Below are 15,437 nucleotides of genomic sequence, written 5' to 3' on the forward strand. Positions count from 1 at the left end.
TTGCTGCATGACCGCTCGCAGGGACCATTCCAAGGCGGGTGCAGGACGCACCATCATCTCGATTGACGCCATGGGCGGGGATCAGGGGCCGGCAACGGTTGTTGCCGGCATTGCCTATTCTGCGTCCAAAAACCCCGATATCGGCTTTATCGTTCACGGCCCGAAAGAAGAGCTTGAGCGTCTGATAGCCAAGCGTCGCGGCTTGGCCGAACGGTGCGAAATCCGGCATGCCCCCGAAGTCGTCACTATGAACGACAAGCCGTCGCATGTGGTGCGCCACGGGCGTGACACCTCTATGTGGTCCGCGCTCGAATCGGTGCGCATGGGCGAGGCAACCGTATGTGTGTCTTGCGGCAATACCGGCGCGCTCATGCTCATGTCTGTGCTGCGCCTGCGCAAACTGCCGGGCATCTACCGCCCGGCCATTGCCGTGATGTGGCCCTCGAAAAATCCGCAAAAGCATAACATCATGCTCGACGGTGGCGCGGATATCCGCGCCGATGCCAAGGACCTCATGCAATACGCCCTGATGGGTGCGTCTTATGCCCGCAACGGCTTTGGGCTCGAGCGCCCGCGCATTGGCTTGCTCAATGTCGGCACCGAAGAGCACAAGGGCCGCGCCGAGTTGAAAGAGGCCTATGATCTTATCGCCGCCAACGCCCGGATTGCAGATTTCGATTTCGTGGGCTTCGTCGAAGGCCGCGACCTGCCCGGCACCAAATGCGATGTGATCGTCACCGACGGCTTTACCGGCAACGTCGCTCTGAAGACCGGCGAAGGCATCGCCAAACTGATCGCCGACCTGCTGCGCGAGGCCTTTGCCTATTCCTTTCTCTCGCGGCTGGCCTCGGTGCTGGCCTATACCTCGCTTGCGCGCCTGAAAAAGCGGATCGACCCGCGCCGCGCCAATGGCGGGGTCTTCCTCGGGCTGAACGGCACCGTGGTCAAATCGCATGGTGCCGCCGATTCCATGGGCGTCTCCTCGGCGATCAAGCTGGCGTTCGAGCTGGCGCAATCCGGCTTTTCTGAACGGCTGGCGGCGCGGGTTGCCTCCGCCGCCCTGCTCGATCAGGATGCCCACCCAGAGCCCCAACCAGAGGCCGAATCTGAATGACACTGCGCGCCGTCGTCCAAGGCATCGGACATTATCTGCCTGAACGTATCGTTCCCAACGCGGAATTCGAAGCAACCCTCGACACGTCGGATGAGTGGATCCGCACGCGCTCTGGCATAGAACGCCGCCATTTCGCGGCCAAGGATCAACCCACCTCGGATCTTGCCGTGCGCGCCGCCCGCGCCGCGCTCGAACATGCGGGCCTCACGCCCGATGACATCGACGGTATCGTCGTGGCCACCTCTACCCCGGATCTGACCTTTCCCTCGGTCGCAACCATGGTGCAAAGCGAATTGGGCATGACCCGCGGCTTCGGCTTTGACGTGCAGGCCGTCTGCGCAGGCTTTATCTACGCGCTCACCACCGCCAACGCCCTCCTCCTGTCGGGTCAGGCGCAGCGCGTACTGGTGATCGGCGCAGAAACCTTCAGCCGCATCATGGACTGGACAGACCGCTCCACCTGCGTGCTGTTCGGCGATGGCGCAGGGGCTTTGGTGCTGGGCCTCGAAGAGGGGGCTGGTACATCCGAGGATCGCGGCATCCTCTCTGCCGATCTGAATTCCGACGGGCGCTACCGCGACATGCTCTATGTCGATGGCGGCGTGTCCACCACCGGCGAGGCGGGCAAATTGCGCATGCAAGGGAACCCGCTCTTTCGTCAAGCGGTGGAAAAACTGGCCTCAACCGCCGAGACAGCCCTGGCAAAAATCGGCCTCAGCGGTTCAGACGTGGATTGGATCGTACCGCATCAGGCCAACATCCGCATCATCCAGGGCACGGCCAAAAAACTGGGGCTGCCGATGGAGCGCGTGATCGTCACCGTGCAGGATCATGGCAATACCTCCGCCGCCTCCATCCCCCTCGCGCTCTCGGTTGGCGTGGCCTCGGGCAAGATCAAACGCGGCGATCTCCTCCTTGCCGAGGCGATTGGCGGCGGTCTGGCGTGGGGCGCGGTGGCCCTGCGCTGGTAAAACGTCGGAAAATGGGCGAAAACACGCGGGTGAACGGCTGCCGCTAAGTGGTTGAGATTGACTCGTAAAATTCTTCGCCGCAAAGTAACCGAAAAAAATCGCGGGGATGTGATGACTGACAAGACATTGACACGGATGGATTTGAGCGAGGCCATCTTTCGCGAGGTGGGGCTATCGCGCAATGATGCGGCCCAACTGGTCGAAAGCGTTCTGGGCCATATGTCCGACGCGCTGGTGCGCGGCGAGCAGGTTAAAATATCGTCTTTCGGCACCTTCTCGGTGCGTGACAAGACAGCGCGCGTGGGCCGCAACCCCAAGACTGGCGAAGAAGTGCCGATCAACCCGCGCCGTGTGCTGACCTTTAGGCCCTCTCACCTCATGAAAGACCGCGTCGCCGACGGCACCAAAAGCTAAGGATATCGCCGCCCATGGGCAAAGCCGCCGACGCCTTTCGAACCATCAGCGAAGTCGCGGATTGGCTTGAAGTCCCGGCGCATGTTCTGCGCTTTTGGGAGAGCAAGTTCACGCAGATCAAGCCGGTCAAACGCGCAGGTGGGCGCCGATACTATCGCCCCGCGGATATGGCCTTGCTTGGGGGCATCAAGGTTTTGCTGCACCATCAAGGCATGACCATCAAGGGCGCGCAGAAATACCTGCGCGAGAATGGCATCCAACAAGTGTCCGATATGTCGCCGCCCTTGGATGAAGAGGCCCAAGGTGCGCTCAGCGGCATTGCGCTTGATGTGCCCTCTGTTCCCGCCCGCCCCGCCGATGTGCTGGCCTTTACCCGCCCCGACGGGGCCGATGACCCCGCCGCTGACCCAGAGGACACGGCTGAGGTCGCAGTAGAGCCTGAGGCACTGGATGACGGCGCATATGAGGCAGACGCAGAGGCCCCGCTTTCGCCGCAGACCAAGGCCCCCGCACCCGACGAAGACTTGGACGCGCCTGCCTTACCGCCAATAGAAGACCAGACGCCTCACGAGGCGGCATCCGCCGCGCCAGAACTGTCCGACACAGCCCCCTCTTTTCACACAGCGCCGGAACCCGAGGGCGACACCGCAGCGAGCGCAGAGGATGAAACTCCGCCCTTGGAACCGGACGCGTCCCCTACGCAAACCGCGCCGCATCCACGCGCGTCCTCTGATCTGCCCGCCGATCCGTCTGATGATGTGGCTGCCGCTCCGGGTTTGCTCACGGCCCTCAGCGCCCTGCCCCGTCCCGTATCGCCGCAATTGGCCGCACGTCTGGCCCCGCTGGTCGCGGCCCTCCAGACCCATGCAGCCTCTGGCACAAAAGACCGCTAAATCCCTGCCCGATTTCGGGATTTACCTCTTGCCCCTGCGGTCAAAATCGCTATTAACGGCCCATCGTCGGGCTATAGCGCAGCCTGGTAGCGCGTCCGTCTGGGGGACGGAAGGTCGCAGGTTCAAGTCCTGCTAGCCCGACCATAATTACCGACGATCCTGCCCGCCTCGGCCCCTCGGGCACCCTGACCAAATCGCGGGGCGCAACGAGAGGGGGGGCAGAGATGACCGGGGTTCTTTCCAGCCAGCAAATCCGCGCCATGATCGAAACGGGCACCCTGTCGGGCACGCCCGCGATCCTGCCCGAACAGGTCCAGCCCGCCAGCCTCGATCTGCGCTTGGGTCAGGTGGCCTACCGCGTGCGCGCCTCTTTTCTGACCGGGGCCGGGCGTACGGTCACGGACCGCCTCGCAGAGTTCGAGATGCACCGCATCGACCTCAAGGCCGGGGCCGTGCTGGAAAAAGGCTGCGTCTATGTCGTGCCACTGATGGAATCGCTTGCCCTGCCCATGGGCGTGCAGGCTGTGGCCAACGCCAAATCTTCGACCGGGCGACTCGATCTGCTGACGCGCTTGATCACGGATGGTGGTGTGGAATTTGACCGCGTGACGCCCGGCTATGCTGGCCCTCTCTATGCCGAGATTTGCCCACGCTCCTTTTCGGTTCTGGTCCGCCCCGGCATGCGCCTCAATCAAATCCGCTTTCGCGCCGGTCAGGCGGTGCTTTCGGATGATGCCCTGCGCGCGCTCCACGCACAAACGCCGCTGGTGGATGGCACCGCGATGATCGACGACGGGCTTGGCTTTTCCGTCGATCTGCGTCCTGTCTCGGGCACGCTGGTGGGCTACCGCGCCAAGCCGCATACCGGCGTGATCGACCTTGACCGCATCGGCCACTACGATCCCGCCGCCTATTGGGAAGAGGTGCATTCCGAAAACGGCCAGATCATCCTTGATCCCGGCGCGTTCTATATCCTTGTCAGTCGAGAAGCCGTGCATATCCCGCCCGAATGCGCCGCCGAAATGGCCCCTTACGTGGCCATGGTGGGCGAATTCCGGGTGCATTACGCAGGCTTTTTCGATCCAGGCTTTGGCCATGCCGCCGCTGGCGGCACCGGATCACGCGGCGTGCTTGAGGTCCGCTGCCACGAGGCCCCCTTTGTTCTGGAACATGGCCAGATCGTCGGGCGGCTGGTCTATGAACGCATGGATCAGGTGCCCGACCATTTGTATGGCGCGGGCATTGCCTCGAACTACCAAGGCCAAGGATTGAAACTGTCCAAGCATTTCAAGGCGTAACGCCTCAGAAGCGCCCCATCTTGCGACCGATCTTCATCGCCTGCCGCCCCCGCTGCACGGTCTTGCGGGCCGCCGCGTCATCGCCGCCGCTCATGCGTTTGCTTACCGCATTCATGCCACTGCGCGTCACCCGTTGCAGGATCATCCGCACCACCATGTTGATCATCTGATTGGCGTTCATCGCGCCACTCCTCTTGCTGCCTCTGGCATCAACATAATGCCTAAACGTGCCGATTTGAGGGCAAGTCAGAATTAATCCGCAACTTTCGTATCATTTTTGCCCAACTCTCCCCGCCATAGGCTCCGACAACGCCCGAGCACCTGATGTCCGGATAACAGGCAAACGCAGCGGCAGCAGAATCAAGGACTGCTGCCATTCACAGGGCGCGCCCCACCGCACCATCATCACGCCTCTTCAGGCGGCGACGGACCGCTCGTCCAAGCGCTTGGCCAGATGTTGGGAAAAGGCGGTGACGCTTGGGTGGTCGAACACTTGATCGGGGTTCACTTCGATCTCGAACTCTTCTTCCATCATGCCGCACATGATGGTGATCTCGACCGAATCCAAACCGTAAGTGTCAAACCGATCATCCACCGGAAACGGGTCTTGCGCCACGTCGATCACAGAGCTGATGTAACTTGCCATCCAAGTTTCGATGCTCTTTGCGTCGGCACGTGCCGGCTGCTGCGTTTCAGAGGGCATGATCGACCTTTCAGAGCTGGAATGCGATTGTGTATTGCCTACACAGCAGTATTCAACAAAAACTAATGCTATGCAATCACACCCAGCAGATCAAGACGCGAACGAAAGCCTCCGGTTGTCAGAGCAAGCCTATGACACCGCCATTTTCCATCCACGGTTCCGGCAGTTCTATGGTGAGAGCGACCTCTACAACTTTGGCTTTTGGCATGACGCAGATGGGCAGCGGATTGACCATCCCGGCGAAGCGGCCCGCGAATTGGTCCGCCGCCACATCGCACAAGATCCCAACCGCGCGCGGGCACGCCGCGTGCTTGATGTGGGGTGCGGGCTGGGGGCCTGCACGGCGCAGATCGCATCCGCCTATCCGCAGGCAGACGTGATCGGGATCAATTATTCCAGCGCGCAGATTGACCATGCAAGCCGTCTTTACGCAGGCCCGCGCATCTCCTTCCAACGGATGCGCGCCGAAAGCATCGCCTTTCAGGATGATACCTTCGACTGCATTCATGCTATCGAGACCGCCATGCATTTCCGCACGCGCCAGCAATTCCTTGAAGAGGCGCGTCGGCTCTTGCGTCCCGGTGGGCGGTTGATCCTTACCGATGTCCTTGTTGATAAGCCAACGAGCTTTGTGCCCCACGAGAATGTTCTTCCCACGGTCGGGGCCTACCGCTCGGCTCTCGAAGCCGCAGGTCTGATGCCCGTGACAGTCGAGGATATTCACGCAGACACCACCCTACCCTTTGTCAGGATGCTGAAACGCAACGCGATGGCCGCCTATGCGCGCGGGCTTGAGCGGTCCATCAAAGCATACGTGATTGCCGTCGCCGAAAGACCGGATGAGTCATAAGGTGCCGTGCTCGCAGGCCTTGCGAAGAAGATCGCGCCGAAGCTTGCCCATGGCGTTTCGGGGCAAGGTCGACACCACATAGACACGCTTGGGGATTTTGGTTGCGGGCAATTTGCCGATCAATTCCGCGCGGATGGCGGCAGGTGTCAGGGTTGTGCCCACCGCCGAGACAACCGCGGCCATGACAGCCTGGCCTGCGTGCGGATGCGGAACGCCAAACACGCAGACATCAACGACCCCGTTGATCGCAACAAGCGCAGCCTCGACTTCGGAGGGCTGGATGTTCAGGCCTGCATAGATGATGAGGTCATCGGCACGCCCCGTGATATGCAGAAAGCCGTCCGTGTCGACCCATCCGACATCTCCGGTACGAAAAAAGTCGTCAGGCGCGGTTTTACGCGCCGTTTCCGCCCAGTCATCGAGATAGCTGGGCAGTGCGAGAGGGCCGCGGGCCTCTACCTCTCCGATCTCTTGCGGAGGCGCGGTTTCGTGCGTCACAAGGGACCTAATGCGCAGGCTCCACCCCGGAAGAGGCAGACCGACCGATCCGGCCCGGTTTCGTGCGGGGCTGTTGGCAGTCATAATCAGCGTCTCTGTCATCCCGTAACGTTCGAGCAACGGCAGCCCCAGCCTGTCTTCGACCTGTTCCCGGACCTCTGGAAGGATCGGAGCCGAGCCGCAGATAGCGAGCCTCAGCTGTCGGGCCGCGCCCGCCGTGAACTGCGGATGCTGAAGCAACTGCCCATAGTAAAAGGGCACGCCCATAAAGCAGGTGACCCGAGGCAACCACGCGACAGCATCGCCCGGATCAAAGCGGGGCCGCAAAACCACAGTGCCGCCTGCCAGCAGGATCGGCATGGGGGCAACGATCAGGCCATGAGCATGCGTCGTTGGCAAGACATGCAGCAGGCGATCGGACGCGTCGAGATCCCAGATGATCCTCAGCGCATCCGTGTTGGCGAACAAGGCACCGTGACTGTGGATCACGGCCTTGGGCCTCCCGGTGCTGCCAGAGGTAAACAGGATGATGGCACCGGCCTCGTCATCCACGGAAAATCTGTCCGGGTCGGTGTGCTCCGTCGCGTGGAGGGGATCGTGCGGCCTTGCGGGATCAGCGTCAAGACATCGGGACACCGCCGCAGGTCCGCTCTCCGTCCGCGCGCGCCATCCGTCCTCGCGCTCCCCGATCAGCAGAACAGGCCCGGTTCGGGAAATCTGGTCCGCCACAACCTCTGCGGGGCTATCCGGGTTCAGCGGTAGCACCACAAGCCCCGCCCGCAGAGCCCCAAGCAGCACGACGATCTGCGCCAGCGATTTCTGCATGGCAAGGCAAACCCGGTCACCGGGTTCAAGACCTTGGGCAAGGAACGCCGAGGCCGCGCGTCCCGTCGCCGCGTCCAATTCACCATAGGTAAGCGTGACCACCTCGTCGTCAAAAGCAATGGCATCCGCGTTGGCCCAGCCTGCCTTAAGTCGCTGATAAAAGGTCAATGTCTCATCCCCTAGGTGCTCGGGCCGGTCGTACTGCGTCGAACCAGTGCCGCTGTCGGTCAAAAGGATAGCCCGGCAGGTCCGTCCCATCCGCGGCTGACGGGCTGATCGCATCCAGGCAAAGCGTCGCGCCGGCAAGGTGCAGGGCAAGGACCGCGTCTTCCATCGTCTCGGGACGGGTGCCCGGATCGGGCACCGCCGCCTGCGACAAGCCAAGAGCGTAGCGGGGCCAGACCTGCTGCAAGACCCGATGCAGATCAGCCCGGTCTGAGGGGATATTGAGCGCAATCTCTCCCGCCGGTGCGACGGGCCCCGGAGAGGGCAACGCGAGACTGCGCGTGAGGGCCTCCTGCGCCTCCTCCTGCGATGCCGCGACAAATCCGGATCGGTAGCTCAGTCCGACCCACCGGCGCCGCGTCGCCAAGGCGATCTTTCCCAGATCGGCCCCCGGCGCGCGGAGCGTCTCCAGCAGTTGGCTTGTGCGCGTTCTCAGACTGTCGGGCGATGCGGCGGACAGCAGGAAAAGATGACGACCACCGGCAGGCAACGCCCGATGGAGTGACATGTCGGCATTGGACACAAGGATATGCGCATTCAGACCGCTCATGCCAAAGGAACTGACCCCCATCACCCGGCGGGGACCGGGCCAGACCCTCTGATCCCGCACAATCTCGAATGGCACCTCGTCCCAGTCGATCCGTGGCGACGGCGTCGCAAAGCAGGGCTGCCTTGGCATGAATCCGTCGCGGACCATCAAGATGGCCTTGATCAGACCGGCCACCCCAGCCGCAGCCTCTAGATGGCCGAGCGTCGCCTTCACCGATCCCACGACAACCTTTGTGTCAATCCGATCACCAAAGACGTCTGCCAATGCCGATATCTCAATCGTGTCACCCAATACGGTGGCAGATCCATGTGCCTCGATGGCCCCGATATCGGTGGGCTTTAGTCCGGCCGCCTCCACCGCTTGCAGAATGACGCGCGCCTGCGCCCGGCGCGAGGGCGCGCTCAGCCCGTTGCTGCGGCCATCCTGTCCCATCGCCCAGCCGGGCAAGACGGCATGGATGCGGTCGCCAGCCGCCAACGCGCATGACAGCCGTTTCAGAACCAGCACGCCACAGCCTTCACTGCGGACAAAGCCTGATGCGGTCGCGTCGAAACTGCGGGTTTCACCCTTGGCCGACAACACACTCATCCCGGAAAGTGCCCGAAAAGGTTCAACCGACAAAAGAGCATTAACGCCCCCTGCAAGCGCAACATCACAATGACCAAGGCGCAGATTGTCCCCCGCCAACGCGACGGCGGCGGCCCCCGAGGAACAGGCAGTATCGATGGTCAGGCTTGGCCCTGTCAGACCCAAGCAATAGCTGATACGCCCCGAAATCGCAGCATTCTGCGCGCCATTCGCACAATGGGGGTTTCCAGCACCGGATATGCCCGCTTGGGCCATCCGGAGCGCATAGTCAGACGACCCAGCCCCCATGAAGACGCCGATGGGCGCATCCTCAAGGCAAGCCGGCGAAAACCCGGCATCCTCAAGCGCGTGCCAGCTCGTTTCCAGAGCAAGCCGTTGCTGCGGGTCGATCAGCGGGGATTCGTTCGCCGAGATCCGAAACGGACGCCGGTCGAAGAACGCGATATCATCCAGAGTACCGGCCCGCGTGACGGGAAAACCTTCGCGCAGGGACAGGTCTTCGGACAGTCCCCACAAGGCCCATCGGTCGGGCGGAATGTCGCGGATGCCTGTCTGCCCCGAGCGGAGCAGCCGGTTCAGCTCTGCGGGTCCGTCCACTCCGGGAAACCTGCACGCAAGACCAATAACAGCGATCGGTTCGTCCGGCCTCATGACGAACCTTGCGCGAGCGCAAGCGCCAAGCCAGACGGGGTGGGAATTTCGAAAAGCAGTTCGGGCTGAATGTCGCGCCCAACCGCCTGTTCCAAATCCACCACCATTTCCGTGATCATCAAGGAATCCATGCCTTGGTCCGCCCAGGGCAGCTGAGGATCAACGTCTTGCGGCGCGCAATTGACCGCTGCGGCAACCCAATCGGTCAGAAAACGCAGATATGCGCCCGGCCCCGCGCTCTTCTGCGCGATAGCCCCGGCAAGGGTCCGGGTCGCCTCGATCTGTGCGCCGCGCGCTCTGAGCGGTCCCGGCTCCCAATCGAGCACCAGCAGCCCGCTCTCGGTCTCCAGCCTTGCGTGCGTGTCGCGGCGCCGGAGCTTGCCACTTGAGGTCCACATCAATGTGCCGGGCCGCGCCAGACGCACGCGCGCCACATCAACCCCAGACCCTGCCATGAGGTCGCGCCAGATCCGTTCGGCCACACCGGTGCCGCCATCCGCCCCTAGCCGGCCCTGCGCGATCTCAACAATCAGATCGACATTTCCTGCGTCCCGCTGATAGGCCGCGATCCGGCCGGGCCGGATAGCTGGATCTGCGCCGGTGATCAAAAGTTCCAGGTCAGCCGCGTGCAGGGTCCGGCCCCGCCAGAGCACGATGTCCTTGATGCGCCCCGTCACATACAATTCATCGTTCCAAAGAAATCCTAAATCCCCGCTGCGCAGATATGGTCCGTCGCCAGTCGCGGTGAACTGCCCGAATGTCGAAACGCTTTCCTCGGGTCGGTCATGATACCCAGAGCCGACGCTTTCCCCTGCAATCCAGATTTCGCCGATGCGGTCAGAGCGGCAGGGAACGCCAGTTTCCGGCTCGACAATCCGGACCCCGCCGGTCGTGCGAACCGGGCCGGAAGAAACAAGACAGCGCCCCGTTCCCGCCACCAGTGGCACAACCCTGCCCGCTTCAAGCGCCTCCGGATCGAACCAGTGGGTCGTGGCCCCGCCGCCACGTGCAGCACCCGACACCAAGAGCGTCGCCTCGGCCAGTCCATAACACGGCAGAAAGCACTGAGGATCAAAGCCCACAGGCTTGAACACGTCGGCAAAGCGGGCAAGGGTTTCGGGCTGGACAGGTTCCGCCCCGTTCAACGCGACACGCCAGCTTGACAGATCAAGGGTTTTTAGGCGGTCAGAAGGAATGCCGCGCGCGCAGAGGTCAAAGGCGAAATTCGGTGCAACCGAAACCGTGCCACGCCATTTGCTGATTGTATCAAGCCAGAGATAGGGACGCCGTATGAAGCTTTCGGGCGCGAGAACATAAGTCGGATCGCCACGCCAGAGATTGAAGAGCAGCCCGCCCATAAGCCCCATATCATGTTCGGGCGGCAGCCATGTGACCACGCGCTCCTCGCTCTCACTTCGCAGACAGAGGTCTATCGCACACATCTGGGCATGGAGCGCGCCTTGCGTCACCACTACCCCCCGCGGATGTCCTGTCGAGCCGGACGTATACTGAATGATGGCCACATCCTCGGGCACAATCCTGTCAGGAATTACCGATGCCGCACGGTCGACGGTGTCGAGCGCAATGACCGACGGCAAGGCCGCGATGCCGATCCCGTCCTCGGCAAGTGTTTTGGCGATGGCAGGCGACGTCAGCAGAACCGCACAGTCAGCCTCTGCCAAAATAGCGCCCGCCCGCGTTCTTTTCGTGTCATTGGTCGGCACCGCGACCGGCACCGCAGCACAGCCCGCAAAGAAGGCCCCGAAGAGGGCGATCACAAAACCCGGTCCATGCTCAAAGATCAACGCCACGCGCGCGCCATGGCTACAGCCTGCTGCGGTCAAGACCCCCGCGACATGTGACGCACGTGCAACCAGATCCTCGAAACTCAGCACATCCGGTGGTCCGGCCGGGTTGTGAAAGAAATAGCACGCCGCATCTGGCCGTGCCGCTGCATGCGCCAGCACCCTGCCCGGCACGGTTTGGCTTGCCAGTGCCGCTGCGGCACCTTCAGCACGCGCCACGCAGTGTTCGAAAAGCGATTGCGTCATGGCGCAACCTCAGGTCTGATCAAGGGCGGGGGTATCGTCAGCGCCTCGGTCATGGTTTGGCCGCCGCGCAAGGTGTGTCCCAACATCGCTGCAAGGGGACCTAAATGCCAACCCGCCGTCTCTTGATCATCGGCTTCTCTAACGTGGCCACAAGATCCGGCTTCTCCGATCCCACCATCGACCGGCTTCGTGCCGAGACACCAGACGTTACCGTGCTTCGGGTCGGGCTGGGCGCCCAACAGCCGCATGTGATCCCCCCCTACCTGCGCCTTGCCGCCGCAAAGCTCGGGCCATTCAGCCACGTTCTGTTCGAGGTAAACGCGTCGGCCTTTGCCCTGCATCCCCTGACGACCCCGGCGCGCGGGCGCGAACTGCTTCTCGACATGGCACTTGTGGCTCAGGATATAGGGGCCGACCCGGCTTTTTTTCTTCACCACCGCCGTTGGACATCGCCGGTTCATCACGATTTCAACGCGCAAACCCGCGAATTCTGCAAGGAATTTCGCATCCCATTGTTGGACATGGCCGAAGGATGGCTTGCCGAGGTTGGGGCCGATGTCGTGGCGGGCCTCCTGCGCGATGATGTCCACACGACCTACGAAGGTGGTGAGGTCATGGCAGACCGCGTCACCCCGTTCCTGAAACGCTGCCTCGATCAGGCTGCTTGGTTCCACGCCGTTTCCTTGCCCAAACCGATCTGGCGCCGCGGTCTCCTCGACACAGATGCAATTCAGCACGACCACCCGATGGAGCGTCATGACTGCATGGATTTGCCCCTCCACTACATGCGTCTCGAAAACACGGGCGCAGTCCTGCGATTTGGGCAAGAGTATCATGCCCAGGCTCTCGTCCACCTGTTCCACCGGGCTGGCGGGCACATCAACCTGCGCCTCGACCCATCGGGCCATAGTCTGCAAGTCTCCACCGTCGATCCTTTCAGCTACGCACCCAGAATCGGAACCGTCGCCTTCGATTTCTACCGCGGCCTCCACCTGCGTGAGATAACGATATCCCCCACCGTGGAAGCCCCCGAAATCAAACTGCTCAAGGGCGAACCAGAGCGGCCCTTGCGCAGCTACATCGGCCCGCTTCTCACGCTCGAGCCTGCGACCCCGTCCTGACGCCCCCCCCATGGCTATTACCCGATGGGCGCCCGGCCTACCTCTCACGGTGCAAGATCCAAGACTGCCGCAGATCCTCGATATCGAACCCATGATCCTGCGCGAATGCCTTGATGCTGTGTTGCACGACAAATGCACCCGTCTGGTCCTGCCACAGCCAGTTATCGCCGCACAACACGGCGTCGGGAAAGAGGTCATGCGCCACATCAAGCTCGTCGCGGTGCTTGAAGCCGTCAAGGTAGATCAGCTCAATAGGGATGTCGCGCCGCCGCAAGTCGTGCAACGCCTCTGGAGATGCACAGCCCAACGGAACCAAGCGATCCTTGAACAAGCGTAGTGCGTTCAGGGCAACGGCGAAATTGCCGTACTTTCGCAGTAGGCGGGCGATGCGCGTGACCTCAGCGTCGGACAGATGATTGGCATGGGGCGCCATCCCTTCGACAAAGCTGGCCCAATCTCCATCCCACGGGTCTATCCCAATGACCGTCAGATCAGGCTTTGCCTTGAGCCAATGCAGCAAAGACCCCCCAAGGAAACACCCCACCTCGGCCATCAATCGGATGTCCCGGTTCAGGATCTGTCGCAAGATGATCTCGCGACCGCCATCACCGTCCGCGTCGCGCGCAAGGTGAAACGGTGCGTGTTCATCCCATGGAAACTCCGGCCAGGGATTATCCCTCTGCAAGGCGTCGAGGCCCAGGATGACGGGCGATCCCGTTGGGGCGTTCGCGGCAAGATCGGCCTCTTGCGTCTTGGGCTTTGCGCCCTGCGGCCCGCTCGCAGCATTTGGGGCCAGCGACCACCCCACATCAGACGGCGGTGCCGCGTCCACCTGCGTAGTCAGCATCTCTGCCGGAGGTCTGGCACCCTTGCGATAGTGAAAGATGCTGTGACCCGACACGCCTTGCCAAGCAACCGTCGGAATGACGGCGCGGCGCAGATCGTCGCGCGCGAACAACTCGACAGGCACGATCAGATGCTGTCCCGGCCCCCATACTTTGGTCAGAAGCGCCTGTAGATCCACCGCCCCGAAAATACGCATATGGTCTTCTTGACCAAAGCGCGTCAGTCGATCGACCGGGCGAAGATCTGGCGACAGATCCTCTAGCGTGTGTTCGCCGCGGACTGGAACCGACAGGAAATGCAACCCGCCGGGTGCAAGAATGCGGTCAAGGTCCTGCAGCACGCCATCAACTGAGCAAGGCAGATGTTCCAGAACATGACTATGCACGATCAGGTCATAACTTGCATCCGGGATACCGGCCAGATCGACGCACAGATCAAGCTTTCGGACCGTGAGAAACTTGCTCTTGTAGCGCTCCGCATCAAGATCCGCACCATGATAGGCATCCCCGGAAAGCTCGACAAATTTTCGGGCCAGTCCCAACTCCGGCGCAAGATGAAGGATGCGTTTGCCTTTCTCGAAAGCGCCCAGTCGATCAAGCACCATCCACATAAGCCGGTTGCGCTCCACCCCCCGACAGGATGAACACCGCGCATGGGAGCGACCGTTGAAATCCTCAAACTCGGTCCCGTGACAGATCGGGCAACAAAGATCCTCGTCAACCGTCCGGATCGTGGTGGGGGCACCCTGAACGGATTTCACCTCGGCCACAGGTTTGTCCGCACCAGAGAGCGAGGACACCGGGCGCCGTCTGCCCGCCGATGCAATCTTGCGCAGGATGAATGTGGCGTTGGTGTTGAGAGGTTCGACAGGACCGCCGCGGCGCGTGATGGTCAGCCTGCCCCCAAGCGAGCGGATCATGTCCGCAAGATCGGCCCCGTAATCCGTATAGACCAAGCATTTCGTCCCGTCGCCAGCGTTGTGGTAGCGCTCCGGCTTCAGGTGCACCTCCGCCCCCTCCTCTACCCGAACCCTCGGTTCGGTCCGGTCAGGAAAGGGATAGTCATTCGGAATGGTAAAGACGTGAATCCCGCCGGGCCGAAGAACGCGCAGGGTTTCGGCAAATGCGCTTTCGACATCGGGAAGATGCTCCATCACATCGCTCGTGATGATGAGATCAAAGCTGTCCTCGTCAAAGGTCAGCTTGGTCAGGTCCTCGTTACGCACGCCATCAGGTGCTAGTGCCCCGATCGCAAGGTCGGGCCGAAAATAGGATCTTGTATAGTGCGGCAGCGTATTAAAACGCGCAACGAAAGGTCCCCGCAAGGCTGGCTCATAGACGGCGACATTGGACAGAAAGCCTCGTGCCACCAATTCGTCAATCGACAAAGCCTGCCCGCGTCCGAATTCATCAAGGATAACGGCCGCCTGGTCACGCCAGCGCATCGTGAACCGACAATTTGGGCAGGGATAGGACTCGCGCAAAGAGCGGTGATCGCCACGTCGAAATACGCCCACATGGCCGCAAATCGTGCACAGACCCTGAAATTCATTCTCCGGCACGAATATATTTCTCCTTTTAGACTGGGTAGATGGCCGAAAAACCCAACCGGACGCCTGCACGCAGCTCGATAGTTGAGACCGGCACTTGCCTTGTCAATTGTATTCATCCGGAAAGCGCCGTCTTTTGGGCTGAGGATTTTTGCCCCGGATCTGACACCCTCTCCGGCAATCGGTATAGACTCAAAGTCGAGATCTTACATCTCACCGATAAAGGCCACCATCAGCACTGGACAGATGCCGCGCAGGTTCGGATTGCAAAAGAAGAATGTAGCCGCCGC

At 61.7% G+C, this 15,437-nt stretch carries 13 protein-coding genes and 1 tRNA gene; 8 read left to right on the plus strand and 6 right to left on the minus strand.

Translation table 11 applies throughout. The annotated features are described in order from the left end of the window. Positions 1 to 7: 7 nt before the first annotated feature. From plsX to ACLGGT_RS17740, 6 genes are all read left to right on the plus strand, one after another. Complete coding sequence (gene plsX / locus ACLGGT_RS17715; protein ID WP_008281051.1) at positions 8 to 1,114, plus strand: phosphate acyltransferase PlsX; 1,107 nt, start codon at positions 8 to 10, stop codon at positions 1,112 to 1,114. Next, on the plus strand, positions 1,111 to 2,085 hold the full coding sequence (locus tag ACLGGT_RS17720; protein WP_008281052.1) for a beta-ketoacyl-ACP synthase III: 975 nt from the start codon (positions 1,111 to 1,113) through the stop codon (positions 2,083 to 2,085). Before plsX ends, ACLGGT_RS17720 begins: the two co-directional genes overlap by 4 nt. 111 nt (positions 2,086 to 2,196) lie before the next feature. Then, a complete protein-coding gene (ihfA, locus tag ACLGGT_RS17725; protein WP_008281053.1) occupies positions 2,197 to 2,499 on the plus strand; it encodes an integration host factor subunit alpha in 303 nt (100 codons plus the stop codon). Positions 2,500 to 2,513: 14 nt separating this feature from the next. After that, the gene (locus ACLGGT_RS17730) at positions 2,514 to 3,392 is read left to right on the plus strand and encodes a MerR family transcriptional regulator (protein ID WP_437197058.1); all 879 of its coding nucleotides are present in this window, start codon (positions 2,514 to 2,516) and stop codon (positions 3,390 to 3,392) included. A gap of 67 nt (positions 3,393 to 3,459) precedes the next feature. Next, positions 3,460 to 3,536: transfer RNA gene (locus ACLGGT_RS17735), tRNA-Pro, on the plus strand. 80 nt (positions 3,537 to 3,616) lie between these two features. Next, positions 3,617 to 4,690 carry a 2'-deoxycytidine 5'-triphosphate deaminase gene (locus tag ACLGGT_RS17740; protein WP_081506212.1) on the plus strand — a complete coding sequence of 358 codons (1,074 nt, stop codon included), beginning with the start codon at positions 3,617 to 3,619 and terminating at the stop codon, positions 4,688 to 4,690. A gap of 4 nt (positions 4,691 to 4,694) precedes the next feature. On the opposite strand, the gene ACLGGT_RS17745 is transcribed toward ACLGGT_RS17740, so the two are convergent. Together ACLGGT_RS17745 and ACLGGT_RS17750 are read right to left on the minus strand one after the other, a co-directional pair. Beyond that, a complete protein-coding gene (locus tag ACLGGT_RS17745; RefSeq protein WP_008281056.1) occupies positions 4,695 to 4,871 on the minus strand; it encodes a hypothetical protein in 177 nt (58 codons plus the stop codon). A gap of 234 nt (positions 4,872 to 5,105) precedes the next feature. After that, positions 5,106 to 5,393, minus strand: a complete 288-nt coding sequence (locus tag ACLGGT_RS17750; RefSeq protein ID WP_151979399.1) for an acyl carrier protein — start codon at positions 5,391 to 5,393, stop codon at positions 5,106 to 5,108. Positions 5,394 to 5,463: 70 nt separating this feature from the next. On the opposite strand from ACLGGT_RS17750, the gene ACLGGT_RS17755 reads away from it, so the two are divergent. Next, positions 5,464 to 6,243, plus strand: coding sequence for a class I SAM-dependent methyltransferase (locus ACLGGT_RS17755; protein WP_375553551.1), 780 nt, complete (start codon positions 5,464 to 5,466; stop codon positions 6,241 to 6,243). Here the strand turns inward: ACLGGT_RS17755 and ACLGGT_RS17760 are convergent. From ACLGGT_RS17760 to ACLGGT_RS17770, 3 genes are read right to left on the minus strand one after another with little or no spacing between them, the layout of a single operon-like run. After that, on the minus strand, positions 6,238 to 7,734 hold the full coding sequence (locus ACLGGT_RS17760; protein ID WP_437197061.1) for a class I adenylate-forming enzyme family protein: 1,497 nt from the start codon (positions 7,732 to 7,734) through the stop codon (positions 6,238 to 6,240). The genes ACLGGT_RS17755 and ACLGGT_RS17760 overlap by 6 nt on opposite strands. A 4-nt stretch (positions 7,735 to 7,738) precedes the next feature. After that, complete coding sequence (locus ACLGGT_RS17765) at positions 7,739 to 9,580, minus strand: beta-ketoacyl synthase N-terminal-like domain-containing protein (protein WP_437197063.1); 1,842 nt, start codon at positions 9,578 to 9,580, stop codon at positions 7,739 to 7,741. Then, on the minus strand, positions 9,577 to 11,631 hold the full coding sequence (locus ACLGGT_RS17770; RefSeq protein WP_437197064.1) for an AMP-binding protein: 2,055 nt from the start codon (positions 11,629 to 11,631) through the stop codon (positions 9,577 to 9,579). Before ACLGGT_RS17770 ends, ACLGGT_RS17765 begins: the two co-directional genes overlap by 4 nt. 104 nt (positions 11,632 to 11,735) lie before the next feature. Between ACLGGT_RS17770 and ACLGGT_RS17775 the strand changes: the two genes are divergently transcribed. Further along, positions 11,736 to 12,752, plus strand: a complete 1,017-nt coding sequence (locus ACLGGT_RS17775) for a hypothetical protein (protein ID WP_437197066.1) — start codon at positions 11,736 to 11,738, stop codon at positions 12,750 to 12,752. A gap of 37 nt (positions 12,753 to 12,789) precedes the next feature. Here ACLGGT_RS17775 and ACLGGT_RS17780 read toward each other — a convergent pair whose 3' ends face one another. Continuing rightward, a complete protein-coding gene (locus ACLGGT_RS17780) occupies positions 12,790 to 15,159 on the minus strand; it encodes a class I SAM-dependent methyltransferase (protein ID WP_437197067.1) in 2,370 nt (789 codons plus the stop codon). Positions 15,160 to 15,437: the final 278 nt, after the last annotated feature.

Source organism: Roseovarius sp. MS2, from assembly GCF_051447875.1.
Taxonomy (GTDB): Bacteria; Pseudomonadota; Alphaproteobacteria; order Rhodobacterales; family Rhodobacteraceae; genus Roseovarius; species Roseovarius mucosus_A.

Coding starts and splice junctions, on each gene's coding strand:
- plsX (WP_008281051.1), top strand. CDS start 8: ATGACCGCTCGCAGGGACCATTCCAAGGCGGGTGCAGGACGCACCATC.
- ACLGGT_RS17720 (WP_008281052.1), top strand. CDS start 1,111: ATGACACTGCGCGCCGTCGTCCAAGGCATCGGACATTATCTGCCTGAA.
- ihfA (WP_008281053.1), top strand. CDS start 2,197: ATGACTGACAAGACATTGACACGGATGGATTTGAGCGAGGCCATCTTT.
- ACLGGT_RS17730 (WP_437197058.1), top strand. CDS start 2,514: ATGGGCAAAGCCGCCGACGCCTTTCGAACCATCAGCGAAGTCGCGGAT.
- ACLGGT_RS17740 (WP_081506212.1), top strand. CDS start 3,617: ATGACCGGGGTTCTTTCCAGCCAGCAAATCCGCGCCATGATCGAAACG.
- ACLGGT_RS17745 (WP_008281056.1), bottom strand. CDS start 4,871: ATGAACGCCAATCAGATGATCAACATGGTGGTGCGGATGATCCTGCAA.
- ACLGGT_RS17750 (WP_151979399.1), bottom strand. CDS start 5,393: ATGCCCTCTGAAACGCAGCAGCCGGCACGTGCCGACGCAAAGAGCATC.
- ACLGGT_RS17755 (WP_375553551.1), top strand. CDS start 5,464: ATGCAATCACACCCAGCAGATCAAGACGCGAACGAAAGCCTCCGGTTG.
- ACLGGT_RS17765 (WP_437197063.1), bottom strand. CDS start 9,580: ATGAGGCCGGACGAACCGATCGCTGTTATTGGTCTTGCGTGCAGGTTT.
- ACLGGT_RS17770 (WP_437197064.1), bottom strand. CDS start 11,631: ATGACGCAATCGCTTTTCGAACACTGCGTGGCGCGTGCTGAAGGTGCC.
- ACLGGT_RS17775 (WP_437197066.1), top strand. CDS start 11,736: ATGCCAACCCGCCGTCTCTTGATCATCGGCTTCTCTAACGTGGCCACA.